The sequence below is a fragment of the Novosphingobium sp. MMS21-SN21R genome (assembly GCF_031846015.1).
Classification (GTDB): Bacteria; Pseudomonadota; Alphaproteobacteria; order Sphingomonadales; family Sphingomonadaceae; genus Novosphingobium.
Genome location: NZ_JAVRDU010000001.1, coordinates 3,231,586 through 3,255,628, shown reverse-complemented (window position 1 = coordinate 3,255,628; position 24,043 = coordinate 3,231,586). Strand labels below are relative to the sequence as shown.

At 62.5% G+C, this 24,043-nt stretch carries 21 protein-coding genes and 1 tRNA gene; 8 read left to right on the top strand and 14 right to left on the bottom strand.

Features of this window, described 5'->3' with window-relative positions; all coding sequences use genetic code 11:
• The first annotated feature begins 162 nt into the window (after window positions 1–162).
• Window positions 163–1,002: a 2OG-Fe(II) oxygenase gene (locus tag RM192_RS15850; protein ID WP_311508520.1), complete on the top strand. Its 840-nt coding sequence runs from the start codon at window positions 163–165 to the stop codon at window positions 1,000–1,002.
• Between the two features lie 119 nt (window positions 1,003–1,121).
• Window positions 1,122–2,402 (top strand): hypothetical protein, encoded by a 1,281-nt coding sequence (locus RM192_RS15845; protein WP_311508519.1) that lies wholly within the window; start codon window positions 1,122–1,124, stop codon window positions 2,400–2,402.
• Here RM192_RS15845 and RM192_RS15840 read toward each other — a convergent pair.
• Window positions 2,381–3,010: a GDSL-type esterase/lipase family protein gene (locus RM192_RS15840; protein WP_311508518.1), complete on the bottom strand. Its 630-nt coding sequence runs from the start codon at window positions 3,008–3,010 to the stop codon at window positions 2,381–2,383. The two genes, RM192_RS15845 and RM192_RS15840, sit on opposite strands and share 22 nt — an antisense overlap.
• Window positions 3,011–3,110: 100 nt before the next feature.
• Complete coding sequence (locus tag RM192_RS15835) at window positions 3,111–3,566, bottom strand: DapH/DapD/GlmU-related protein (RefSeq protein WP_311508517.1); 456 nt, start codon at window positions 3,564–3,566, stop codon at window positions 3,111–3,113.
• Window positions 3,567–3,632: 66 nt separating this feature from the next.
• On the opposite strand from RM192_RS15835, the gene RM192_RS15830 reads away from it, so the two are divergent.
• Window positions 3,633–4,025 carry a DapH/DapD/GlmU-related protein gene (locus tag RM192_RS15830; RefSeq protein ID WP_311508516.1) on the top strand — a complete coding sequence of 131 codons (393 nt, stop codon included), beginning with the start codon at window positions 3,633–3,635 and terminating at the stop codon, window positions 4,023–4,025.
• Here the strand turns inward: RM192_RS15830 and RM192_RS15825 are convergent, their stop codons facing one another.
• From RM192_RS15825 to rfbA, 5 genes are read right to left on the bottom strand one after another with little or no spacing between them, the layout of a single operon-like run.
• The gene (locus RM192_RS15825; RefSeq protein WP_311508515.1) at window positions 4,026–5,168 is read right to left on the bottom strand and encodes an acyltransferase; all 1,143 of its coding nucleotides are present in this window, start codon (window positions 5,166–5,168) and stop codon (window positions 4,026–4,028) included.
• A 34-nt stretch (window positions 5,169–5,202) separates the two neighbouring features.
• On the bottom strand, window positions 5,203–6,264 hold the full coding sequence (rfbB, locus tag RM192_RS15820) for a dTDP-glucose 4,6-dehydratase (RefSeq protein WP_311508514.1): 1,062 nt from the start codon (window positions 6,262–6,264) through the stop codon (window positions 5,203–5,205).
• A complete protein-coding gene (gene rfbD / locus RM192_RS15815) occupies window positions 6,257–7,114 on the bottom strand; it encodes a dTDP-4-dehydrorhamnose reductase (RefSeq protein WP_311508513.1) in 858 nt (285 codons plus the stop codon). Before rfbD ends, rfbB begins: the two co-directional genes overlap by 8 nt.
• Window positions 7,111–7,656 carry a dTDP-4-dehydrorhamnose 3,5-epimerase gene (rfbC, locus tag RM192_RS15810; protein WP_311508512.1) on the bottom strand — a complete coding sequence of 182 codons (546 nt, stop codon included), beginning with the start codon at window positions 7,654–7,656 and terminating at the stop codon, window positions 7,111–7,113. The genes rfbD and rfbC overlap by 4 nt, the downstream gene beginning before the upstream one ends.
• Window positions 7,653–8,537 (bottom strand): glucose-1-phosphate thymidylyltransferase RfbA, encoded by an 885-nt coding sequence (gene rfbA / locus RM192_RS15805; RefSeq protein WP_311508511.1) that lies wholly within the window; start codon window positions 8,535–8,537, stop codon window positions 7,653–7,655. The genes rfbC and rfbA overlap by 4 nt, the downstream gene beginning before the upstream one ends.
• A 454-nt stretch (window positions 8,538–8,991) precedes the next feature.
• Here rfbA and RM192_RS15800 point away from each other — a divergent pair.
• Window positions 8,992–10,094 (top strand): IS3 family transposase gene (locus RM192_RS15800; RefSeq protein ID WP_311508510.1). Its coding sequence is split into 2 segments (ribosomal slippage): window positions 8,992–9,253 and window positions 9,253–10,094, totalling 1,104 coding nucleotides; the frame shifts between segments, so codons are not numbered across the junction.
• Between the two features lie 426 nt (window positions 10,095–10,520).
• Window positions 10,521–14,504, top strand: coding sequence for a cadherin-like domain-containing protein (locus RM192_RS15795; RefSeq protein WP_311508509.1), 3,984 nt, complete (start codon window positions 10,521–10,523; stop codon window positions 14,502–14,504).
• Window positions 14,505–14,508: 4 nt separating this feature from the next.
• On the opposite strand, the gene RM192_RS15790 is transcribed toward RM192_RS15795, so the two are convergent.
• The 6 genes from RM192_RS15790 to RM192_RS15770 form a co-directional block, all read right to left on the bottom strand.
• On the bottom strand, window positions 14,509–15,864 hold the full coding sequence (locus RM192_RS15790; protein ID WP_311508508.1) for an HlyD family type I secretion periplasmic adaptor subunit: 1,356 nt from the start codon (window positions 15,862–15,864) through the stop codon (window positions 14,509–14,511).
• Window positions 15,861–17,570 (bottom strand): type I secretion system permease/ATPase, encoded by a 1,710-nt coding sequence (locus RM192_RS15785; protein ID WP_311508507.1) that lies wholly within the window; start codon window positions 17,568–17,570, stop codon window positions 15,861–15,863. Before RM192_RS15785 ends, RM192_RS15790 begins: the two co-directional genes overlap by 4 nt.
• Window positions 17,571–17,811: 241 nt before the next feature.
• Entirely contained in the window at window positions 17,812–18,096 is a 285-nt protein-coding gene (locus tag RM192_RS20075; protein ID WP_409233836.1) for a phage integrase central domain-containing protein, read from the bottom strand.
• A 2-nt stretch (window positions 18,097–18,098) separates the two neighbouring features.
• Window positions 18,099–18,266, bottom strand: coding sequence for a hypothetical protein (locus tag RM192_RS15780; protein ID WP_311508657.1), 168 nt, complete (start codon window positions 18,264–18,266; stop codon window positions 18,099–18,101).
• The gene (locus RM192_RS15775) at window positions 18,260–19,261 is read right to left on the bottom strand and encodes a GSU2403 family nucleotidyltransferase fold protein (RefSeq protein WP_311508506.1); all 1,002 of its coding nucleotides are present in this window, start codon (window positions 19,259–19,261) and stop codon (window positions 18,260–18,262) included. Before RM192_RS15775 ends, RM192_RS15780 begins: the two co-directional genes overlap by 7 nt.
• 678 nt (window positions 19,262–19,939) lie before the next feature.
• Window positions 19,940–20,014, bottom strand: a tRNA-Gly gene (locus tag RM192_RS15770).
• Window positions 20,015–20,227: 213 nt separating this feature from the next.
• Here RM192_RS15770 and RM192_RS15765 point away from each other — a divergent pair.
• The 3 genes from RM192_RS15765 (at window position 20,228) to RM192_RS15755 (ending at window position 23,431) form a co-directional block, all read left to right on the top strand.
• Window positions 20,228–21,124 (top strand): tetratricopeptide repeat protein, encoded by an 897-nt coding sequence (locus RM192_RS15765; RefSeq protein WP_311508505.1) that lies wholly within the window; start codon window positions 20,228–20,230, stop codon window positions 21,122–21,124.
• Between the two features lie 4 nt (window positions 21,125–21,128).
• Window positions 21,129–21,758, top strand: a complete 630-nt coding sequence (locus RM192_RS15760; RefSeq protein ID WP_311508504.1) for an LON peptidase substrate-binding domain-containing protein — start codon at window positions 21,129–21,131, stop codon at window positions 21,756–21,758.
• An 80-nt stretch (window positions 21,759–21,838) separates the two neighbouring features.
• The gene (locus RM192_RS15755) at window positions 21,839–23,431 is read left to right on the top strand and encodes an alpha-L-arabinofuranosidase C-terminal domain-containing protein (RefSeq protein ID WP_311508503.1); all 1,593 of its coding nucleotides are present in this window, start codon (window positions 21,839–21,841) and stop codon (window positions 23,429–23,431) included.
• On the opposite strand, the gene RM192_RS15750 is transcribed toward RM192_RS15755, so the two are convergent.
• Window positions 23,422–24,042, bottom strand: coding sequence for a MarC family protein (locus tag RM192_RS15750; RefSeq protein WP_311508654.1), 621 nt, complete (start codon window positions 24,040–24,042; stop codon window positions 23,422–23,424). The two genes, RM192_RS15755 and RM192_RS15750, sit on opposite strands and share 10 nt — an antisense overlap.
• Window position 24,043 lies beyond the last annotated feature (1 nt).

The following is a 24,043-nucleotide window of genomic DNA, read 5'->3' as shown; positions in this document are numbered from 1 at the left end:
CAATCCGACCGGCATTGCAAGCGCAGGCATACCCGAGTTCCTGAATTGGAACCCGCGATGTTGCCTGCGCTTTTGCATTGTCATTTTTGATCCATGCCATTGTGCACCTGCGAACCAATCTGCTACCTTCACCGTGTTTCGTCCAACTTGGAGCGATTGGTGATGGCCATCCTTACGCCGCGGGAAACCGATGGTTACATTCATTTCGACGAAGAAGAATGTATTGCTGCAGGCAAATCCCTGGCTGAAAAATACCAATCGGCAGACCCGTTCCCGCATATCGTGATGGACGATTTCCTGCCGCCGGATTTCCTGAAGGGCTTGTTGGGCGGTTTTCCCGACACTTCGGGGCATGACTACTTTGACCGCGCACAGGAACGCCTGAAGTATCAGTTCCGCCCATCGGAAATTCCGGGACGCAGCCTGCGCAATCTGGTGATGGAGTTGAACAGCCCTGCCATTCTGCGCTTTCTGCAAGCCATGACCGGCATCGACGGCCTCATCGCGGACCCTTACTACATGGGTGGCGGCCTGCACGAAACTCGCACTGGCGGTCATCTTGGCGTACACGCCGATTTCAACATCCACCCCAAGCTCAAGGTCGAGCGCCGGCTCAACTTGCTGGTCTACCTTAACGATGAATGGCCTGACGAATTTGGCGGCCATCTCGAACTGTGGGACCAGAAGATGGAAAAGTGCTGCCACCGCGTGCTGCCGACAATCGGCCGCGCCGTGGTGTTCAACACCTCGCTGGACAGCTACCACGGCCAGCCCGAACCGCTGGCCTCCCCGCCCGAGCGCGGCCGCAGGTCGATCGCCACCTACTATTACACCGCGCACGAGGATGGCATAGCTGCCCTTCCCAAGCGCACCACGGTGTTCAAGGTGCGCCCGGACAGTCCCGACAAGGAAGACATCAAGGTTCGCATGAATCATTTCCTGCGTGATTGGCTGCCGCCTGCGGTCTATCGTATGACGCGGAAGTCTGCCCCGGCAGACTGACCCGGCGATTTGGCTGGTGCTGCGATTGCGCGCCAGCCGTCAAAGCGTGACCGGCCGCCGCCCGATGGGGTGCGGCGGTACACGACCATGCAGATTGGCAGGAACCAGGGCGTGAAGCAGTGAAGGCATATCTCCCGCACGTGAAACGCGGACTGGCGATGATCGGCGGGAACCTTGCCAACTTCGCGCTCACGCTCGGCCGCAACAAGCTTCTGGCGATCTTCTTCGGCCCAGCCGGGATCGGCTGGATCGCGCTGGTCAACAACCTGATCGAAACAGCGGCCGTGGTTGGCGGCATGGGCGTGTGCGATGCCTACAATCGCGAGTTGCCGCGCAAGCGCCCGGATTTCACCCAGAGTGAAATCGTTTCGAGCGGGATTGGCCTCTTCGCGTTGACCCTGCTGATCGCACTGCCGGTTTCCACGGCGTTTTTCCTGTTCACCGTAGATTCCGAGGCCAGCATTGTGGCGGGCGCTATCGCCTTTGCCCTTGCCGCCGCCCTTGCTTCTGCCTGGCGCGCGCTGAGCGGCATCTACCTTGGCCTTGGTCTTTCGCGCCGCATGTTCAAAGCAGTTGTTGCGGGAGGTACGGCCAATCTCGCCTTGGCCGCGATTCTGCTGTTCGCCGGGGTCCGCGATCTCATGGCCTATGTGCTGATGACGCCGGCATTGCTGGCCATTGCCGGAACGTGGGGCGTCTGGCCGCAGCTGCAGGATCTTGTGGACTGGCCCGCCGTCAAGGCAATGCCCGCCCGCAAGCCGATTCTGACAATCGCTTTGCCGATCGTGGCCGGGCTGCTGCTCGAACCTGCAACGATCCTTCTCCTGCGCAGCGAAACCGCATCACGCTTCGGACAGGAGGGCGTCGGGCTGGTGCAACCCGGCATGCTCTTCGTCATCCTCGCAGCCTCGCTGGCAAATGCATTTCTCGGTATGACACTGGCGCGGTGGGACCAGTCGGAGGAGCCGGCCTTCTCGCGGCGATTCATGGCCTTGATCGTCGCCGCTATCGTACTTCCCACCTGCGGCATCGCCGTGGTGTTCCTGCTGCAGCCCCTCTGGCCGTACCTTGTGGAGCTGTTCTTCACCAGCGCGTTCGTGGCCGGAGCGGCGACGGTCCCCTGGTTCGTTTCCGGCGAGTTGCTTCGCATGGGCGGCATCATGCTCAACCACACACTGCTTTCACGCAAGTTGGGCTATGCCACACTGCTGCCGCGACTGGCTTGCCTGACGACGGTCGTCGTCGCGATCCACCTTGGCATGATCGATTCCATCCTCGCGGTGGGGCAGGCCTACGCTGCAGCTTATGCTGCTTATCTGGCTCTCTCCATCGTCCTGTGGTTGCTGGCGCAAGTCCATTTCCGCCGCACCGGGAAACGTCAGCTTGCGGCCAATAGCTGATCCAGCCATCGCGCCAGCCGTTCCTGACCTGCTACGCTGAGATGTAGCCCATCGTATTGCAGATCGGCCCTCATTCGCGTCGCTGCGAAAGCCTCTGCGGGATCGGCAAAGTGGGCGCCCGCCTGCAGCGCCACGTTTCGAGCGGCCAGCCGGTACGGTGCTATCCTCCGATCCATGGCGACCGAACCCGCAGGGGGCGATGCCAGCACCAGCACCTTTGCGCCCTGCTCGGCATGCGACCGAACGATAGCCGTCAGCCGCGCCGCATAGAGGTCAGGCGCTACCACCTTCTGGCGCCCAAGGATCCAGCGAGGCGCGGCATCATTGGTGCCGAACATGATGATCACCAGTTGCGGCGGGACGGATGCGCTCGTCGCCATGACGCGGTCCGGCACAGTTCCTCCGCCGCGACCTAAATTCACGACATCGATGCCTGCCGTCCGAGGCACATCGAGCAGGGCTGGGAATGCCACATCACGGCCTCCTACGCGGCTGCCCGAGACATTGCTGTCGCCGAGCAAGACGATGGTCCCGTGACGGTCAAGCCGGATGGGGAACGTTCCAGCAGAGGCCAATGGCGGGTGGAGGACGGCGTTGGCACCTCCCAACCGCCAGCCTGGGATTTCGTTGCGAAGAGCAATGCTGGCTATGGCTGCTGGAAGCAGAAGCGCCCCAGCGATCCTTGCTGCCCGCCGGGAGAAGGCATGATCATTCGGGATAATACAGCTTCTGGTTCTGCTCGGCGTAGATGAAACGCCCATAGCGCTCGACCTCGATCTCCTTCCGCAGGATACGTGCAGGATTTCCGCCGACGGCGCATTGCGGCGGCACGTCTTCGGTCACGATCGCGCCGCTGCCGACAATACATTCATCGCCGATGGTGACTCCCGGCAGGATCACCGATCCACCTCCGATGAAGCAATTCTTGCCGATATGGATCGGCTTGACGACTCCTTCGGGCGTAGTTGCAATCAGCAATGTCTTGAACGCCACAAGCGTGCCGTCTTCGACCGTGATCGAGCCGGGCGCTCCACCGACAAGGGTCGCCGAGAGGGAAATACTGGCGCCGGGGTGGATGTTCACGCCCTTGGTCCTTACCAGCCAGGCGCGGCGCAAATCCAGCACAATCCGCCGGATCTTGAGAAGCTTGTTCAGGCTCCGCAAACTGGTTCTCCCTGCACGGCCAAAGTCATGTTGCTACTGCGAAGACGTTCATTTATTGCATGGACCATGACCAGCGCGCCAGCATTACCTTCCCGCAGCACGACATTGCAGCAAAAGTGGCAACGGCTGATCCAGACCCGCTTGTGGCAGATGGACATCCACCGCTCGGCGTGGATCGCGCCGACCGCTCTGATTGATCGCACCTGGCCCAAGGGCATCCACATCGCCGCCGGTTGCGTGATCGACCATCAGGCGGTTGTCCTCACCCATGACATGACGCGCGGCGTCTACCTCGACACGCGGATTGGCGAAGGCACCCGCATCGGCGCGCGCACGATCATCATGCCGGGCGTTACCATCGGGGCAAACTGCATCATCGAGCCCGGCTCGGTGGTCAACCGTGATGTGCCCGACGGAAGCCACATGATGGGGAATCCTGCCAAGCCGGTTGCGGCCTGATCAACCCGCGAGCGGCGTGGCGGATTCGTCCTTGCCTTTGAACATCCCGGCAAGCCGATCTCCCGCAGGCCGTGCAAGCGCCAGCGCGCGCTTCTCGACCAGATGCCATGACGCGATTGCAAGTATGAGTGTAATCGCGCCGCTTGCCGCCATGTTGACCGCCGGTCCGTGGCCGGGCCAGAGCGCTACAAGGGTCTGCTGCGCGGGATAGGCGAAGATATAGACGCCGTAAGAGAAATCCCCGAGCCGATTGTAGGCGAGCACCGCGCCTTTTGGCACGAAGGCCAGCCACAGGCAGGTGTAGACCAGCGCCAGCATGATCGCCGAGCCAAGCCACACTGTGTCCAGCAGCAGGGCCACGAGCACCCAGACAAGCGCGATTCCGGCAAGACCCAGCGAAAGCCGGTCCCTCCACACATAGGCCGCCATGCCGAGCGCAAACGGGAAGCCGACGAACCCCATCACATCAAGGCGATAGGCAACGCCGCTTGCAGGCGATGCGATGACCGACCAGACGTGCCCCGCGACGACAAAGGCAAGGAACAGGCCGAACATCCAAGTTTTGCGCAGCCCTCCCAGATACCCGAGCGCCACGACACCGCCATAGCATGCCACCTCGTAGAACAGGCTCCACAGACTCCCGTTCGTGGCGGCACCATAGGGGTTTGCGGCGAATACGCCCGGCAGGGCATCGTCGCGGAAATACAGGCTGAGGTTGCGCGGGACATAGGCCAGCGTCTGGGTGGACCGCAGATATTCACTTGCACCCTGCGACGTCATCACCGGGCCCAGCGCGAAAGCGGTAAGCGTCAGCACCACGGCCAAGGCGGGCCACAGCCGCAGGAAACGCGCGCTTACGAAATGGGCCAGCGATTGGCGCCGGTCAAAGCTGCGCGCGATCAGCAGGCCAGACATGCCGAAAAAGATCGCCACGGCAAACTGCCCCAGCGACAAGCCGGTCGCAGCCCGGAACGGCTCGCTCATTTCCTGCCCAGACGTGAGAGCATAGGCGTGCGACACCAGCACCGCCGATGCCGCAACAATGCGGATCAGGTTGAGATTGTTGTCACGCCCGCCAAGATACTGACCGATTGGCTTGCCGATCAGTGCATTGGTTTCGGCTGTTCTACCTGGCTGACCCACGCTCAAACTCCCGGAGAAAGCGGTGACAGTTCGCTCATGCTCCGCGTGAAAGCAGCGGCTGCCACCACGCTTCGTTGTCGAGGTACCAGCGCAGTGTGCCGCGCAGGCCGTTCTCGAAATCATGTTGGGGCACGTAGCCGATCTCGGCGCGGGCCTTGGTCTCGTCGATGGCGTAGCGGCGGTCGTGGCCCTTGCGGTCTTCGACGAAGGTCTTGAGCTCGCTGGTCGGACGGCCCTTTGCGGCAGGCGCATCAGGATAGCGTTCGGCCAGGCCTTCGATCTCGGCGAAGGCACGGTCGACTTCGGCGCAGATCCGGTCGATCACCGCCATGTTCGGCAATTCCTCGCCGCCGCCGATGTTGTAGGTTTCGCCCGGCTTACCATTGTTCAGAGCCGCCTCGATGCCGCGGCAGTGGTCTTCGACATAGAGCCAGTCGCGCACGTTCATGCCGTCGCCATAGATCGGCAGCGGCTTGCCCGAGAGCGCATTGAGCATGAACAGCGGGATCAGCTTTTCAGGGTAGTGATAAGGCCCGTAATTGTTCGAGCAGTTGGTTGTGGTGACGTCGAGACCATAAGTGTGGTGATATGCGCGCACGAGATGATCGGACGCAGCCTTCGACGCCGAATAGGGCGAGTTCGGCTGGTATTGCGTCGTTTCGGCAAACGCCGGATCACTGGGCCCAAGCGAGCCGTAAACCTCGTCAGTCGAGATATGATGGAAGCGATGGGGCTTGCCGGTGCCTTCATCCAGCCAGACCTTGCGCGCGGCTTTCAGCAGGCTGTTGGTGCCAAGGATATTGGTGTCGATGAATGCATCCGGCCCGGTGATCGAGCGGTCGACATGGCTTTCCGCCGCGAAATGGACGATCCTCGCCACGTTGCGCGTGCGCAGCAGGCTTTCCACCAAGTCCGTATCGCGGATATCGCCCACAACGAGTTCGGCCTGCTCAACGCCCTCGATGGTCGAGCGGTTGCCGGCATAGGTAAGACAATCGAGCACGATGATCGCATCGTCCGGGTGCGTCTTGCCCCAGTAATGGACAAAGTTTCCGCCGATAAACCCGGCGCCGCCGGTGACGAGCAGATTAGCCAAGTGCCTTTTCCTCTTCGAGCATGGTTCGCAGGTTGGTGCGCCAGTGAACGGCCTCGTCACCGAGCGCAGCGCGGGTGGCGCTGACGTCCAGGACCGAGAACGATGGTCTGCGGGCAGGTGTGGGGTAGTCCGCCGTGGCGATGGGAACGATCCGCGGCACGCGCGCCAACAGACCGAGGCTGTGCGCCTCTTCGGCAATGGCGACCGCGAAATCGTACCAGCTGGCAACGCCGGCATCACGGTGGTGGTAAATGCCCGTCTTGTCTGCGAGCGCAAGGCCCCAAAGCGTGCGGGCAAGGCCTGTCGCCCACGTCGGCGATCCGATCTGGTCGGCGACGACGTTCAATGTATCGCGCTCACGCATCAGGCGGAGCATGGTCCGCACGAAGTTCGCGCCGCCTGCAGCATAGACCCAACTGGTGCGCACGATGATGGCATCTTCGCCAGCGGCGAGTTCGCCCGCCGCCTTGCTCGCGCCATAGACCGATTGCGGATTGCGCGGATCGCCCGGCTGGTAGCCCTGCCCTGACGTCCCGTCGAACACGAAGTCCGTGGACACATGTACCAGTCGTCCGCCGGTAAGGCCCAGCGCAGCAGCGAAAGCACCCGGCGCGCTGCCATTGATCGCATGGGCAAGGTCGGGCTCGCTTTCCGCCTTGTCCACTGCGGTATAGGCTGCGGCATTGAGGACCAGATCGGGGCGCTCTGCCTCAACCAGCCGCGCAATGGCGGTGGCATCAGAAAGGTCGAGCGCGGCGCGGTCGAGCGCCACGCAAGTCCAGCCTTCGGGCGCAGTGGCAAGCAGGGCCTTGCCGACCTGCCCGTTTACTCCGGTGACGAGCGCCTTCACGGAAACGCCGTCACTTGGTCAAGCGAAAGGCCGGTCGCGTCCTTGGCCGAGAGCTTTGGCTCGATACCGTCCAGCGGCCACTCGATGCCGACTGCCGGATCGTTCCAGGCAAGACTGCCTTCAAACTGCGGCGCATAAGGCGCGGTGCACTTGTAGAGGAAGTCGGTGTTGTCTTCGAGCGTCAGGAAGCCGTGGGCGAAGCCTTCCGGCACCCAGAACATGCGCTTGTTTTCTGCCGAAAGCACAACGCCGGTCCATTTGCCGAAGTCAGGCGACGAGCGACGCAAGTCCACCGCCACATCGAACACCGCGCCGCTGGCCACACGAACCAGCTTGCCCTGCGGACCGGGGTTCTGGAAGTGCATGCCGCGCAGCACGCCCTTCTGCGAGCGGCTGTGGTTGTCCTGCACGAACTTCAGGTCGAGCCCAGCAGCTGCAAAACCGGCTTCGTTCCAGCTTTCGAAAAAGAACCCGCGTTCATCACCGAACACGCGGGGCTCGATGATCAGCGGCCCCTGAATATCGCATTCGATAATGTTCACAGCGGACCCTTCTGTGTCAGAAGTTGCAGCAGATACTCGCCGTAACCGGACTTGCGGAGCGGCTGGGCAATCGCCTCAAGCTCGCCATCGGTGATGAAGCCCTGCCGCCAGGCTATTTCTTCCGGGCAGCAGATCTTCAGCCCCTGCCGCTCTTCGGTGATGCGCACATAGGCCGCAGCATCAAGCAGCGAGCCGTGCGTGCCGGTATCGAGCCAGGCATAGCCGCGCCCCATGATCTCGACCGAAAGCTGGTCCTCGTCCATGTACAGACGGTTGAGATCGGTGATTTCCAGTTCGCCGCGTGGCGACGGCTTGAGATCGCGGGCGCGGTCGACAACCGTGTTGTCGTAGAAATACAGGCCAGTCACCGCATAGTTCGACTGCGGCTGCAGAGGCTTTTCCTCAATCGACTTGGCCCGGCCAGCGTCGTCAAACGCGACCACGCCGTAAGCCTCGGGATTGTTGACCCGGTAGGCGAAGACGCTGGCCCCATCGGTCCGGTCATTCGCGTTCTTGAGCAATTGCGGCAGGCCGTGGCCATAGAAGATGTTGTCACCCAGCACGAGCGCGCTGGGGCTTGCGCCGACGAAATCGGCACCGATGTGAAAGGCTTGCGCAAGGCCATCGGGCGTGGGCTGGACCGCATAGGACAGCGAAATGCCGAACGCCGAGCCGTCGCCCAGGACGCGCTGGAACTGCACTGCGTCTTCGGGCGTGGTGATGATCAGGATGTCGCGGATGCCGGCGAGCATGAGCGTGCTCAACGGGTAATAGATCATCGGCTTGTCGAACACAGGCATGAGCTGCTTCGAGACCCCTCGCGTCAGAGGGTACAATCGCGTGCCGGAGCCTCCTGCAAGTATCACCCCTTTGCGTGCCATCAAACCAAAATCCCTCTTCTTACCTCTCAGCCTGCCAAACTCTCTGAGAATTCCACCTTTGACAGCGAGCGGTCTTGATGGTGCATTGCAGCACAATGTGCTGGTCGGTCAATGGAGATTGGATAGCGGAGTGATGCAGTGAATGGAATAATGGTGATCGGTCGCAGTCAGCTTATCTCTTTTCCTAAATTCATGGTTTTGAGATTTCCCATCAAAATTGCCCGCATTTAGGTGTTTGCGCCCTGTCTTTCATCCACCGGCTTGGACGCTGAACACGGGTTCTGTATCATTCGGACGCGCTATCGCGCTATTTCAACTGCTGGGAAATACCTGCGGTCACGAACAACACCTCGTGCGCCGTGCGGCGCCATGTGATCTGGTCCCGGAAAACTGGATCGCTTGGAGTTAGAGTTTTTCGCCGTAATCTCCCGTTGGCTGGGAGGAGCGAAGGACCATGAAGGCATCCAGATTCTCAGACGCCCAGAAGGCGTTCATTCTGAAGCTGGGGGCAGACGGCGTTCCCGTGGCGGACATCTGCCGCAAGGCAGGGATCAGCCAGGCGACCTACTTCAACTGGAAGAAGAAGTATGACGGCATGCTGCCGCCGGACATGCGGCGGCTGAAGCAGCTCGAGGACAAGAACGCGAAGCTGCGCAAGCTCGTGGCGGACCTCTCGCTCGACAAGGAGATGCTGCAGGACGTCATCCGCCGAAAACTGTGAGGCCTGTTCGCAAACGCGAGCTGGTGAACGGGGTTCGCAGTGACTGGGGTGTGTCGATCCGCCGGGCTTGCCGGGTACAGGAGATGGACACCTCGACGTACCACTACAAATCCCGCCGCCGCGAGCAGGCCGGCATTGAAGCCCGCATCCGGGAGATCTGCGAGACGCGTGTCCGCTATGGCTATCGTCGCGTCCACGTTCTTCTTCGCCGCGAAGGCTGGGAGATCAACATGAAACGAACGCACAGGATTTACAACGAGTTGGGCCTTCAGCTGCGCAACAAGACGCCCAAGCGCAGGGTGAAGGCAAAGTTGAGGGAAGACCGCTGCGCGGCCTCCCGCGTCAATGATGTATGGGCCATGGACTTCGCCCATGACCAATTGGCAACGGGCCGCAAGATCCGCGTCCTGACGGTGGTCGACACGTTCTCGCGGTTCTCGCCGGTGATCGATCCGCGGTTCAGCTACCGCGGTGAGGACGTCGTTCAGACCCTTGAGGCGACTTGCGCCGCGGTTGGCTACCCGAAGACAATCCGGGTCGACCAGGGCTCCGAGTTCATCAGCCGGGACCTGGACCTATGGGCGTACGCGAACGACGTCACGCTCGACTTCAGCCGACCCGGCAAACCCACCGATAATGCCTACATCGAAGCGTTCAACGGGCGGTTCCGGGCCGAGTGCCTGAACACCCACTGGTTCCTGACGCTTGCAGATGCCCGCGAAAAGTTGGAGAAGTGGCGCAAATATTACAACGAGGATCGGCCGCACGGTGCCATCGGCAACAAGTCCCCGATCACGCTGATGAATCCCGGTGACGCACCCAGCCCGTCACCGTGACCCTGGCCGGGAAACTCTAACCCCGGATGATCCAGAGAATGGTGTCGGATCAAAAGCGGCTCGGCTCTAATCCCGGCTGGAGGAAAGCTGGGGGTCACGTCACAAACCCCCAATTTTTCGCTCTTATGGTTTGACAGCAGCAGGCTTTACAGGCGTTCTAAGATTAGATCGAGGCGCAGAATTGCTTGAGTCCTTCGCGACCACTGTCGAGCAAGCTGACTGCCAATGGCCCTATTGCCGTGGGAGGCTGCTCTTACAGCACGAGGAGCGTAGGCGATTTCTGTGATGTGATCCGGATGGCTTGGATTGTCGGGCTCCAGTTCTGAATATCGTCATCGCGAATAAGTTTTTACGCCTGCAGTATTATCCCATATAAATATGAAATTACGAGTCCAACGACCTAACAACTGATACGGAAGAAAAAATTTGCCAGAGCTCCCTTACCAGTTCGTCATCTATGGTGACAGCCGCACGCTTAGCAGCACTGGCAGCGGGCAGGATGCGACCACCATCACCGGCTATTCCGGATGGGTGGAAGCGTTCACCAATCAGGCGTTCGAACTAGTGCCGCACGGCAACTACGCGATCAATGGTGCGACAAATTCGGAGTGGCAGACGCTCTTCACGAACTATGCGCAGTCCGAAGCGCCGATCGCGATCCTGCTGATCGGCCTCAATTCACAGGCTTACGGCTACGGCAGCTTCACGCTGGACCAGCGAAAAGCGCAGATCGGCAAAATGCTCGACGAGCTGGGCGCTGCGGGCAAGCAGGTCTATCTCGTCACGGAAGCCCCGCGCACGTCAAGCTACCTCGAGCATTTCGCGCTGCATCAGTGGCTGAACGATCCCAATGGCGCCCAGCTCAACCGGCCATGGATCACGCCGGTCGATGTGTGGGACAAGCTCGCCGATCCGAACAACAACTATCTGCCCAATCCGGACTATTTCTACGATGGGGTCCATCTGACCGCAGCCGGCAACGTCATCCTCGGCAAGGCGATTGCCGACGCGATGCTGGCCGACCATCCCGATGCGCATGACCGCATCGGCCTGCCGACCAGCAATGCCGATCTCTATTCGCCCTCCAATCCCAATGGCATCCTCATTGCCAACCCGATGCTCGAAGGCACCGGCGGCAAGCTCGGCAACGGCATCACGGGCGATCTCGCCGCAGGCTGGAACATCAATGCCTCGACCGGCGCCACCGGCGTAACCGCGCAAGTCAGCAAGGACCTGACCGACACCGGCCTCGCCGAGCAGGTCGTGCATCTGTCCGGCACGTCCAGCGGCAGCCCTGCCACGATCACGCTGTGGGTCAGCGTTCCAGTGTCCAGCCTTCAGCAGGGCGACATGGTGCGCGGCGCGGCAGTGGTCGAAGTCGATCCGGGCCTGACCGGCGTGATTTCCGTTTCGCCCGTGCTGTTCGTCGTCAACAACGACGGGTCATCGTCGATGGTGCGCGGCATGATCGGCGGCGTTCCAGGGTTTAATCTGCCCGGCAGCGATGGCCTCAAACTGCCTTTCGCCACGCCGGAACTCGAAGTGGCGCAAGTGCCCAAGACGGCGCAGTTCCAGATCGTGATCTCGCTGGCGGCGGGCGCGTCCGTAGATGGCACGATCCGCATTTCGCAGACCTCGGTGCGCGATTATTCCTACCTCGGCGGGCCGCCGATCAACCATGCGCCCGATGCGGTCGATGATGCAGGCCTCGCCACCGCCGCCGGCACCGCGCTCACCATCCCGCTCGCCAGCCTGCTCGGCAACGATCACGATCAGGACGGCAATGTCCTGAGCATTCCGGCCCTGTCGAGCGCACTCAACGGCACCGTCGCGCGGGTAGGCAGCAACATCGTGTTCACCCCGGCGGCGGGCTTCACCGGCGCGGCGTCGTTCGTCTATACCCTGTCCGACGGGCATGGGCTGGTCGATACCGCAAAAGTTTCGATCACCGTCGGCGGCACCCCGCCTGCCAACCGCGCGCCCGATGCGGTGAACGACGGTGCATTCGCCGTGGCTTACAACACGGCGCTGTCGCTGACAGCCGCGCAGCTGCTCGCCAACGATACCGATCCTGACGGCAATGCGCTGACGGTTACCGGCGTGGGCAATGCGACTGGTGGTTCGGTCGCGCTGTCCAGCGGCCAGATCGTCTTCACGCCGTCGAGCGGCTATTCGGGGGCGGCTTCGTTCACCTATTCGATTTCGGACGGGAAGGGCGGCACGGACACGGCAAGTGTCGCGCTCAACGTGGCCAGCGGATCTCAGCTGCCGCAATATGTCGGCACAACCGGCAACGATTCGCCGCCTGTGCCCAAGGTGGCGACCGAGATGCTCGGTCTCGCAGGAAGTGATGTACTGCGCGGGAGCGTTTATGCCGACGTGCTGGTCGGCGGCAGCGGCGACGATCACCTTTCCGGCGGGACAGGGGGCGACCAGTATCGCTTCTTTGGCACCGATATCGAAGGGACGAGCGACTACGACCGCCTTTATGACCTCAACTTCGCCGAAGGTGACACCATTGCCCTGACCGGTTTCGGTACAGCCAAATTCGCCGTAGATGGCGGGGTCAGCGTTTTGCCCGATGGCAGCGTGATCATCCAGTCCTGGGCCGGCGTGGTGAATCTGGTGCAGCAGGGTGCGATTTCTGCGCGGCAGCTTGGCACCACGACAGCCCTTGAGCTGACCCTCACGAATGCCGCGGGCCAGAAGGAGACGCTGTTCGTCAAGGACGGCTGGACCGTTTACAGTCAGGCGGCCGCAGCCGATCCCAACGATGCGCCAAATGCCGTCAATGACGGCACGTTCACCGTGCAGAACAACACGGCGTTGATCCTCACTATCGCGCAATTGCTCGGCAATGATGCCGACGCCGACGCGGACGCCCTGACGATCACCGGCCTTTCAGGCGTCAGCGGCGGGACGGTCACACTGTCCGGCGGGCAGATCGTGTTCACGCCCACCAGCGGCTATATCGGCACTGCGTCGTTCAATTACAGCATCGCGGACGGGCACGGCGGCACCGATACGGCGACGGTTTCGCTCAATGTCGCGGCCCCGCCGCCTTTGCCGCAATATCTCGGGACCAGCGGGAACGATTCGCCGCCCGTGCCCAAGGTCGCAACCGAAATGCTGGGGCTTGCAGGAACCGATACCTTGCGCGGCAGCACGCTGAATGACGTTCTTGTCGGCGGCAGCGGTGACGATCACCTCTCGGGCGGGACGGGGGCCGACCGCCTCAAGTTCTTCGGCAACGATATCGAGGGCACCAGCGACTACGACCGGCTCTATGACCTGAACTTTGCCGAGGGTGACACCCTGCTGTTCGGCGCATATGGGGCCGGAAAGTTCAGCGCGGACCTCGGCCTGACGGTGCTGTCAGACGGCAGCGCCGTGGTCGATTCCTGGGCCGGGCTGGTCAACATGGTTCAGCAGGGCGCTGCGGCTGCCAAGCAGCTTGGCACGACCACGGCGATGGAACTTTCACTTACCAACGCATCGGGGCAGAAGCAGACGCTGTTCATCAAGGACGGCTGGCAGCCCTATACGCAGGCGCTTGCCGCCGATGCCAATGCTGCGCCGGTCGCTGCGAATGACGGCACTTTCGCGGTAAAATACAACACCGCGTTCTCGCTGAACACGGTGCAATTGCTCGCCAATGACACCGACCCGGATGCTGACGCGCTGACGGTTTCCGGGGTCGCGGGCGCTGCTGGCGGCGTGGTCGACCTTTCCAGCGGACAGATCGTGTTCACTCCCGCCGCCGGCTATTCCGGCGCGGCTGCATTTGATTACATCGTGTCGGACGGGCGCGGCGGCACCGATACCGGCGCGGTCACGCTCAACGTCGAGCCGCCAGCACCGCCACCCCAGCTCGTCGGCACGGCTGGCGATGATTCGCTCGGCATTCCCAAAGTCGGCACCGAGATGCTGGGCCTTGCCGGGAATGACCTTCTTCGCGGCGGCACGTTTAACGACACGCTCGTTGGCGGCAGCGGTGACGATCACCTTTCGGGCGGCCTGGGCTCAGACAAGTTCCAGTTCTCGGGCGCGGACATCGAAGGCACGGGCGACTACGACCGCGTCTATGATCTTAATTTCGGCGAATCCGATACACTGGTCTTCAGCAATTTCGGGGCGGGCAAGTTTGCCGCCGACACGGGCCTCGCAGTGCTTCCCGACGGAAGCCTCGTCGTGCAGTCGTGGGGCGGCATGGTTAACGCCGTCCAGCAGGGCGGGATGACTGCACGGCAATTGGGCACCACCACGGCGCTGGAAATTGCCCTGCTCAACGAGAGCGGACAGACCCAGCAGATCTTCATCAAGGACGCTTGGGCGCTCTACAATCAGGCCCTGATCGACGATGCCGCCACGACGACGGCGCTGCACACGACGGGAGACTTTCTCGTCTAAAGCCTCAGTGTTCGCGCAGCGATGACCAGAATACGCCCCGGAGCGGCTCGATCAAATAGTCTAGCGCGCTCCGCTTGCGCAGCGGGATGAGCACTTGCACCGGGAGGCCCGGCCGCAGCACGAACTCATGGCCGAGCGTCTGGCCGATCAGCCGCAACTGGTCGGCCGGGATTACGACTTCAGCGGTGAAGTAGTTCTGGCCGGTCCGCTCATCGATGAAATTGTCGGCTGAAAGCCGGGTCAGCCGGCCTTCGAGTTCGGGCAGTGCGCGTTCATGCAGCCCGGTGAACTTGATCAGGGTGCGCTGGCCCACTCGCAAATCATCGGCATCATCGGGTGCGATGCGTGCCTGAACCAGAACCGGCGCCCGTTCCGGCACCACATCCATCAGCTTCTGGCCGGGCGCAATCACGCCGCCGGGGGTGAACACGGCAAGCCCCACGACCGTGCCCGTGACCGGTGCACGGATTTCGGTCCGCGCCACCTGGTCGCGCGCGGCGACGAGCCGGGGGAGCAGATCGCCCAGCCGGGCATCGACATCGCGCAGATCGGCAGCGCTGCGTGCACGATAGCTGCGCTCCGCTTCCATGATCTGCAGGCTGCTTTCGCGCGCAGCGTCACGCGATTGCGCAACGCCGGAGCCATATTGTCCGCTCTGCCCGACCAGCTCGGCGCGCATGCGTTCAAGCTCGCGCAGCCGGGTTATCGAGACGAAGCCCTTTTCCGCGAGCGGCTTGTAGGCGGCGATCTGGTCATCGAGAATGCGGATCTGCTCGTTGCTCGACGCCGCCTGATGGCCATAGCCGCGCCCCTGTTCAGCCGACTGTGCAACCCGCTGCTGCAATGCGCCGCGCTGCGCCACCAGCACCGAAGCGCGGGCATCAAGCTCCGCCTGCTGCAGCGCAAGAGCGGCGGCGGCCTCTGCCGAGCCGGCAAAGCCGAGCTGCGCATACTCGGGCGGAACCGGCACCCGGGCCAGACCCTGCTGCTCGGCCTGAAGTCTTGCCCGTTGCGCCAGCAGTCCGGTGACTTGCGAGGCAAAGGCGCGCTCCTGCGCCCGCACTTCCGCCGCATCCAGCCTCAGCAACAGTTGCCCGCGCACCACGCGCTGGCCTTCCTGCACGTCGATCTTTCCCACCACCCCGCCGTCACGGTGCTGCACGGTCTGGCGCTGGCCTGAAACGACGAGTGTGCCTTGCGCCAGCGCGGCGGCATCGAGCCGCGTGAGCGCCGCCCAGCCAAGGAACACGATGAAGAACAGCGCCGCTACGATCATGCCAGCGCGTATGTCGCGCCGGGGATTGGCGATCTCCTGCCAGTCTTCCGGCACCGACAGGTTAGGGCTGACCTCGACGTTCATGCCTGCTGGCCTTGTGCCGTGGCCGCTGAACCGCGCCTAACTTGCGGTGCCGTGATCCTGGGCAGGATTTCGTCACGCGACCCCAGATGCTCGATCCGGCCACCGCGCATAACCAGAATCCGGTCGATGATCGGCAGGATGCTCAGCTTGTGCGAGACGATCAGGATTGTCTTTCCCGCCGCTTTCATTGTGCCCAGCGATGCAACCAGCTGCGTGTCGCCTTCGGCATCGAGATGGGCGTTGGGTTCGTCGAGCAGGTAGATCGCAGGGTTGCCGTATGCAGCCCGCGCCAGCGCGACCCGTTGCGCTTGCCCCGCCGACAACCCCCGCCCGCCGGGCTGGAGGCGATGTTCGTATCCGCCCGGCAACTGCAGGATCAGCTCGTGCGCCCCGACGAGCTGCGCGGCGGCGACGACATCCGCGTCGATGGATGCGGTGTGCTCATCCAGTTCGGTGGCGAACCGGCAGATGTTTTCCTTGATCGAGCCCTCGATCAGGCTCGGGTCCTGCGGCAGGTAGCCGATGTGGGGCGCAAGCCGCTCGGGGTCCCAGTCGCGCGTATCGGCGCCATCGACGCGGATTGCACCCCTATCCGGAACCAGCGCTCCGGCGAGCGTGCGGAGCAAGGTGGACTTGCCCGCACCGCTCGGGCCCACGATGGCCAAGGCCTCGCCTGCGGGCACTGTGAAGCTGAGTGGCCCGATGATCACCCCGTCGCGGCTTTCGTTGAGCATGGTCAGCTGCTCGATGCGCAAGGCACCGGCAGGCGCTGGCAGCAGCGTGCGGTCTGCCGTCGCGCCAGCGCGTGCGAGCAGTCCTTCTAGCGCGCTATAGGCATTGCGTGCCTGAACCAGCGATTTCCAGTTGCCGATGAGTTGCTCGATCGGGGCGAGCGCACGCGCGACCAGAAACGAAGCCGCGAAAATCGCGCCCGCGCTGATCCTGTTTTCAATGGCCAGCAGAGCGCCAAGACCTAGCGAAAGCGACTGGAGCGCCAGCCGCGCAAACCGGGTCGCGGCCATGTAATTGCCCGCCTTGAAATTGGCGGCAATCCCTGCGGTCAGCATGCCCTGCCGTTGGCGGAGCTGCCGCGCTACCACCGCGCGGCGCATGCCCAGCGCGCGGACAGTTTCGGCAGCATCGAGCAGTCCTTCCTGCCCCACCCAGGTTGCTGCCGCTATGGCCTGTGAACGGTCCATTCCGGCGCGGGTGGCCTTTTCGTTGCGCCAAGCGATGAGCGGCAGGACCGCGCAGCCGAATATCGTTACAAGGCCCAGCAGCGGATGGATGAGCAGGCAGGCGACGATGTAGATTGGAGCCCATGGCGCATCGAACAGCGCGACCACACCCGGCCCCGTCAGCGCCTGCCGCATTGCATCGAACTCGCGCAGCGCCTGACGCGACACCACCAGGTCGGGCCTGCCGATGGTCGCATCAAGAATATCGGCGGCCAGCGCCGCATCGATGGCCATGCTCGCCCTGACCAGCAGCCGGGCCCGCACGCGGTCCAGCAGGGCCAGCGTGCAGAGCGAGAACAAAAGCATCAGCGTCAGCAGTGTAAGAGTGCTGACTCCTTGTGTCGGGACCACTCGGTCATAAATTTGGAGCATGTACAGTGTTGGCGCGACATACAGCACATTTAGCAGTGCGCTGAACCCTGCAGCGGCTGAGAAATGATAGCGGCAGTTGTAGAGCGCTGCACGCATCGGGAATGATATTATCTGGACAACGGGCATGGCCGTCGCAGTAGCCCACTAGAACTCGTGACGTCGACTCGTAAACACCGCGGTTAAACCGGCACGCAATCGAGCTGGTAACGTCATGGCTGGCACCCTCCAAGCCGGTTCAGACCGCGAGTCCGTTAATCGGCTTCCGACCTAGTGGAATCAGTAAGATCTTCGCAATAGCCATCAAAAAACGCCGCAAACAGGCGCGTAGTCAGCGGTTCTATTTGACATTGCGACAAGGGTTCGAATTTTTGGGCCGCAGCTTCAGCGTCTCGGCGAGCTTGCACATGCTTGAAAGGACGGGGAGGGCGCAATTGAACAGCCCTGGCCTGGCCGCCAGTCCGTCGCGCCAGCGCGCTATGTCAGACCGAGCGATGTCCTTGACAGGCAAGGAGCCGCGCACGGGTTGGATCTGGCGCTTTATGGCGTGGAGATTGCGCTTGTGCGTTCGCGGCTTCCAGTGACGCGATTGCAACGAGACGAATTCCTCGGCGACATGCTCCAGCGTCAGCTCCGGTCGGTCGCGTAGACCTCGCTCGGATCATGTTCGCGCAGCTTCTCCTGCAACCGGTTCGCCATGGAATCTTCTTTGGTGTCGAGGCGTTTGGCGACGACATGAAAGCTGTTGGCGATGACCGTCAGAAATCGCAGGCTCGTCGCTGGAGTGGTTACCAATCTGACGAAGGTCGCGCGCCGAATTCGGTGTGCCACTCATCAAAGTGCAGGCGAAGCTCAACCGGAAGTTCCGCCGCAAACGATGCGCCCATCGGGTAATGGGGCATGGCAGTCACGACCAGATCGAGCAGGGCGAGTCCCTGCTTGCGATCCTTGGGGCGCTTGAGCGGATTGCGTTTGGCTTGGTCTGACATCCACAGCTTGTGGAGCGCGAACCAGCGGGGATCTGGTGCGACGATGCGCGCAGGCGAGCCGTCACGGCATCCGATGACCTGGTCAACGGGCCGGCCGAACAGGAGCCATTCCTGCTCAGGCAAAGCCATGGGGCGGGGCTGGTCGCTGGTTCCCAGCGAATGGGCCCGTGAGGGCGCAACCAGGAGTTCGACCTCGTAGGCCTTGGCGTTGCGCGCCTGGAAGTCGCGCTCGCTGTTGACGGTGAACGTCGGATCGACCGCCTTGAGCATGTCCCAAACCGTGCTCCCTGAGCTCTTGTCGTCGGCCGCGACCCAGGCCAGGTCGAAATCCTCAGTCTCGTCGGGCAGCAGGACGAACCCACCCGCTTCGATCATGTAGGCAGCAATTGCATTGGTGCCGACGACCAGCAGGTGCGAGCCCAATAACTGACGGCGATCGCATTCCCTGAGGATCGGCCCCGCGTCACTCGACAGCAGCGGCAGGCGCAAGGCCCGGTACAGCGCGGCGCTTTCCGCAAGAACCGCGCGCAGGCTGGCGGCGCGGTCCTTCAGTTCGGTCTTGCGGGCGTGATAGCCCGTAAACTCAGCATCGCGCTCGGCGCTCCATGGGCCAAGGCTCTTGCCGTTGCCGCTGCGGTCGGTGATGCGGTAAAGGTAGTCCTGACCGTTGATGGTCTTGCGCCGCAGGTCGTAAGGAAGCTCTCGCCGCGCACGTTCGACTTCGATCCAGCTTTCGTAGCGCTGGCGAAGGTTGACAAGCAGACGGGCTTGCTCGTCGCTGAAAGGGCGGAAGGCGGTCACGCGCTGTTTATCCCACAATTGTGTGTATTCGTCAACTTGTGGGATAAATTGATAATTAGAATTGTGTTAAATGGACCTGGCTCAGCCGATAACCACTGCTCAGGTGGCTATTGCGTGACTTCATCCTTCCTGCGCAATCAAAGCAGATTTTCAATATGTCCGCTTCAAAGCCGCCATGCAGCTTCCCACCCACCTGCGGTCATTTGTGGCAGCTCGACGCGGTCCCAAAATCTGCTTGGCGGCTTCAGCCTTTGCTCTGCCAAAATCGGCATTCTTGAGTCGCCGCAAACCCAGACGTCCGTGCTTCAGTTTGACGTGATTGATCCTGAGATTGTTCAACAAGCTCTAGCAATGGCGGAAAGACTTGGGTTTACGGGTTGATTGAAGGAGGACAGGCTTCGAGCCCAGGGATCAGCGGCTATTGCGAGCGAGTGGTTCTGCGGCGGAGCGAGCGATCCGCCTACCGGTGCCTATGCCAAAGTAGCTCGCTCGGGCCGACAGGCTTGAGATCGGCGATCGATACGATCAGTCTAAGCTGAACTTGGGAGAACGCCTGACTAGCCCTGAGTTGGATTTGAATTGGTGACAATGTGGTGACAACGGCGAGCGATTGGAGCTTTGTCACCAAGGCCTCGCGAGCTACGCGAGGTGCAATTAATTAGTTTTCTTGGGGAAAACTGGAGCGGGCGAAGGGATTCGAACCCTCGACCCCAACCTTGGCAAGGTTGTGCTCTACCCCTGAGCTACGCCCGCTCGTGCGTTTCTGGCCGGTGGGAAAAGTGCCCGTCCGGCTGGGGTGTGGGGGCCTCTAACCATGACTCGGGATTAGCGCAACAGCAAAAATGCACATCTGCACAAGTCTATGGGCAAAAGCCCGTTTCCTCTTGCCGAACGGCGCGGCGTTCCCACATGGTGCAGCATACGCAAAACCCTTGAAGCACGTACCGGAGACGCAACTTGGCCAGCATGGGGCTTAACCTCGACGAACAGAAAGCGGTGGATCGCTTCCGCAAGGACGTGGTCGAACCGTCGATGACGCAACTGGTCATTCTCGACTTCTGGGCGGAATGGTGCGGGCCGTGCAAGGCGCTGACGCCGGTGCTGGAAAAGGTCGCAGCCGAATATGCCGACAAGGGCGTGGTCCTGGCCAAGATCAACGTGGATGAGGAACAGTTCATTGCGGCGCAATTCCAGGTGCGTTCGATCCCCACGGTCTATGCGATGTTCCAGGGTCAACCGGTCGCGGACCTGACGCCTGCGCGCACCGAAACGCAGCTGCGCCAGTCCATCGACCAGTTGCTCGCCAAGCTTCCCGTGCAGGCGGGAGAGCCGGTGCAGGACGTTGCGCCGCTGCTGGCCATGGCCGAAGAGATTTTGGCCGAGAGTGATGGCGAGCGCGCGGCGAGCATCTTCGCACAAATCATCGAGATCGCGCCCGATAACGCCCAGGCTCACGCCGGGCTGGTGCGCGCGCTGATCCTTGCGGGCCAGCGTGACGAAGCGCAGGCGGTGATCGACGCGCTCGATCCCGCCATTGCGGCAGATCCGGCAATTGCTCAGGCCCGCTCTGCACTGGCCTTGGCCGAGGACGCGCCCGAGGAAAGCGAACTGGCTGCGCTGCGGGCGGCAGCCGCGGAACGTCCGGCAGACATGGAAGCGCAGCTCGCCTTCGCCAACGCGCTCTATGCGAGCGGTGAGCGCGATGAAGCGGCGGCAAAGCTGCTGGCGATGGTTGCAGCGGACCGCGCGTGGAACGATGGCGCCGCCCGGGCGCGGCTGCTTCAGATTTTCGAGGCGACCGGCCTTGAGGACTCTTGGGTTGCGGCGACGCGGCGCAAGCTTTCCACCGTGCTGTTCGGGTAGGCCCATGGCCGCTGATGTGAGCAGGACGCGGCTTTCGATCTTCCCGCTGACCGGGGCTATCCTCTATCCCGGCCTGCAACTGCCGCTGCACTTCTTCGAGCCGCGCTACCGTGCGCTGGTCAGCGATTCGCTGGCGCGGGACCGCCGCATTGCGATGATCCAGCCGCAATCGCCGGTCGAAGGCGCGCCGCTGTTCAGCGTTGGCTGCGTCGGCAAGATCGCCGATGTCGAAGCGCTCGACGACGGGCGCTACAACGTCGTGCTCGAAGGCATTTCCCGTTTTCGCCTGATCCGCGAGCTGGAAGTGACGACGCCGTTCCGGCAGGTCGAGGCGGAACTGCTGGACGATGATCTGAACGAAGCGCTGAGCGCGGTGGAGCGGGCATCGTTCGAGCGGGAATCGCGCAAATTTGCCGACGCGCAAGGCTATGCGGTCGATTGGGATGCGGTCGAGCGGCTCGATGACATGTCGCTGATCAACGGCGTTTCGCAGATCGCGCCGTTCGATGCGGCGGCCAAGCAGGCGCTGCTAGAGGCTGATGGCTTGGTGGCGCGATGCGACCTGCTGGTGCAACTCATGCAGTTCTTCGGCAAGCGCGACAACGACGACGGCGGTCGGGTAACGCTGCAATAGCGCGCACTCGTGTTCTGTCTCGGTTGACACCGCTGTCTTTCACTGCGCAGTTTGCGGAAAGGCATGCGGTGGAGTGAACGATGGCGGGCAAGTGGCTGACGGCGGCGCTGGGGGCGATTGCTGTGGTGATGGGCAGCGGTGCACCTGCCAAGGCCGAGACGGATACGATCAGCGGTGTGCTCCATCCCGACCAGACGGGGCCCGTGCTTTCGCGTTATCTCCAGGGCCAGTTTGCGGAGCATCTCGGCGGCGACATCTATGACGGGATCTGGGTTGGCCCGGACAGCAAGATCCCCAACGTGCGCGGCATCCGCAGCGATGTGGCCGTCGCTTTGAAGGCGATCAAGGTGCCGGTGGTCCGTTGGCCGGGCGGGTGCTTTGCCGACATCTACCACTGGCGTGACGGAATCGGCCCTGCCGCCAAGCGACCGGTGCGCAAGAACGACTGGTGGGGCGGGCTGGAAAGCAACGCTTTCGGCACGCACGAATATTTCGATTTCGTCGATCAGATCGGCGCCGATTCCTATGTGGCGATCAACATGGCGACGTCCACGCCATCCGAAATGCGCGAATGGATGGACTACATCACCTCGAGCTCGAAGGATTCCATAGCCGATGAGCGCCGCGCCAATGGCCGACAGGAGCCGTGGAAGCTGGGCTTCGTCGGCATCGGCAACGAGGCGTGGGGCTGCGGCGGGGCGCAGACGCCGGAATACTTCGCCAACGAATATCGCCGCTTCGCCACGTTCATGCACCGCAACGGCTCGACCTTCCACATGCACAACGACAATGCGGCACTGCGCGTGGCGTCAGGCCCGAACAACGACGATACGGCGTGGATGGACTCCGTGCTGAAAAGCGCCGGGCCAATGATGGATGCGATTTCGCTGCATTATTACACGGTGTTCGATGGCAAATGGGAGAACCGTGACAAGGCCGCCGCCACCGGCTTCCCGGCGGATCACTGGAACCACATTCTCTATCAGGCCTCGCGGATGGACAGCATCTTGCGTATGCACGAAGCGGTCATGGACAAGCACGACCCGCAAAAGCGCATCGGGCTTTATGTCGATGAATGGGGCACGTGGTATGCGCCCGAACCGGGGACTGAACCCGGCTATCTGTACCAGCAGAACACCCTGCGTGACGCTCTGGTGGCGGCGATGACGCTCAACATCTTCCATGCCCATGCAGATCGCGTGAAGATGGCCAATATCGCGCAGGCCGTGAATGTGCTCCAGGCGATGATCCTGACCGATGGCGCGAAGATGGCGCTGACACCCACCTATCACGTCTTCGCGATGTACACGCCGTTCCAGGACGCCACCGCGCTGCCGCTTGAGGTTGCCGCACCGCTGCTGAAGTCGGGCGCAAACAGCTTTCCCGCGTTCACGGCGAGCGCGGCGCGGGGCAAGGACGGGCGCGTGCATGTGGCCGTGGCCAATGCCGATGCCGACCGCGGCTACCGGCTGTCGCTGAACCTCGGCGACTTGCGCGCGCGCAAGGTCAGCGGACAGGTGCTGACGGCGGCGAAGACCGATGCGCATAATGTGCCGGGCCAGCCCGAGCCGGTGCGCCCGGTACGCTTCGATGGCGCAAAGCTGTCGGGCGGGGCGCTGGTGCTCGACATTCCGGCGAAATCGGTGATCGTCGTCGCGCTCGATCAGAACTGAGCCTGAATCCCGTCGATCACGAACTGCGCGGCAAGCGCGGCCAGAAGAACGCCAAGCAGGCGCGTGATCACGGCTTCAACCTGCGAGCCGAGCGCGCGGATCAGCGGGCGGGCAGCGATCAGGGCGACGAAGCTCAGCGCCATGACCACGGCGAGCGCGCCGAGGATCACCAGCGTTTCGCTGGTTCCATTGGCGCGAGCGGTCAACAGCATCACCGAGGCGATCGAGCCGGGGCCTGCCAGCATCGGCATGGCCATTGGAAAGACCGCGACGTCCTCGACCTGCGGCTGGGCGGTGCGGACCTTCTCCGCGCGCTCCTCACGCCGTTCGGTGCGCTTCTCGAACACCATGTCGAGCGCGATCAGGAACAGCATGATGCCGCCCGCAATGCGGAAGCTGTCGAGTTCGATATGCAGCGCGCCCAGCAGGTCCTCGCCGAACAGCGCGAAGACCAGCAGGATGCCGGTGGCGATCAGGCAGGCGCGAAGGGCCATCGAGAACGCCTGTTTGGTTGTGGCGTTGGCAGTGAGGCCTGCATAGATCGGCGCGCAACCCGGCGGATCGATCACCACGAACAGCGTGACGAAGGCGGAGAGGAACAGTTGCCACATC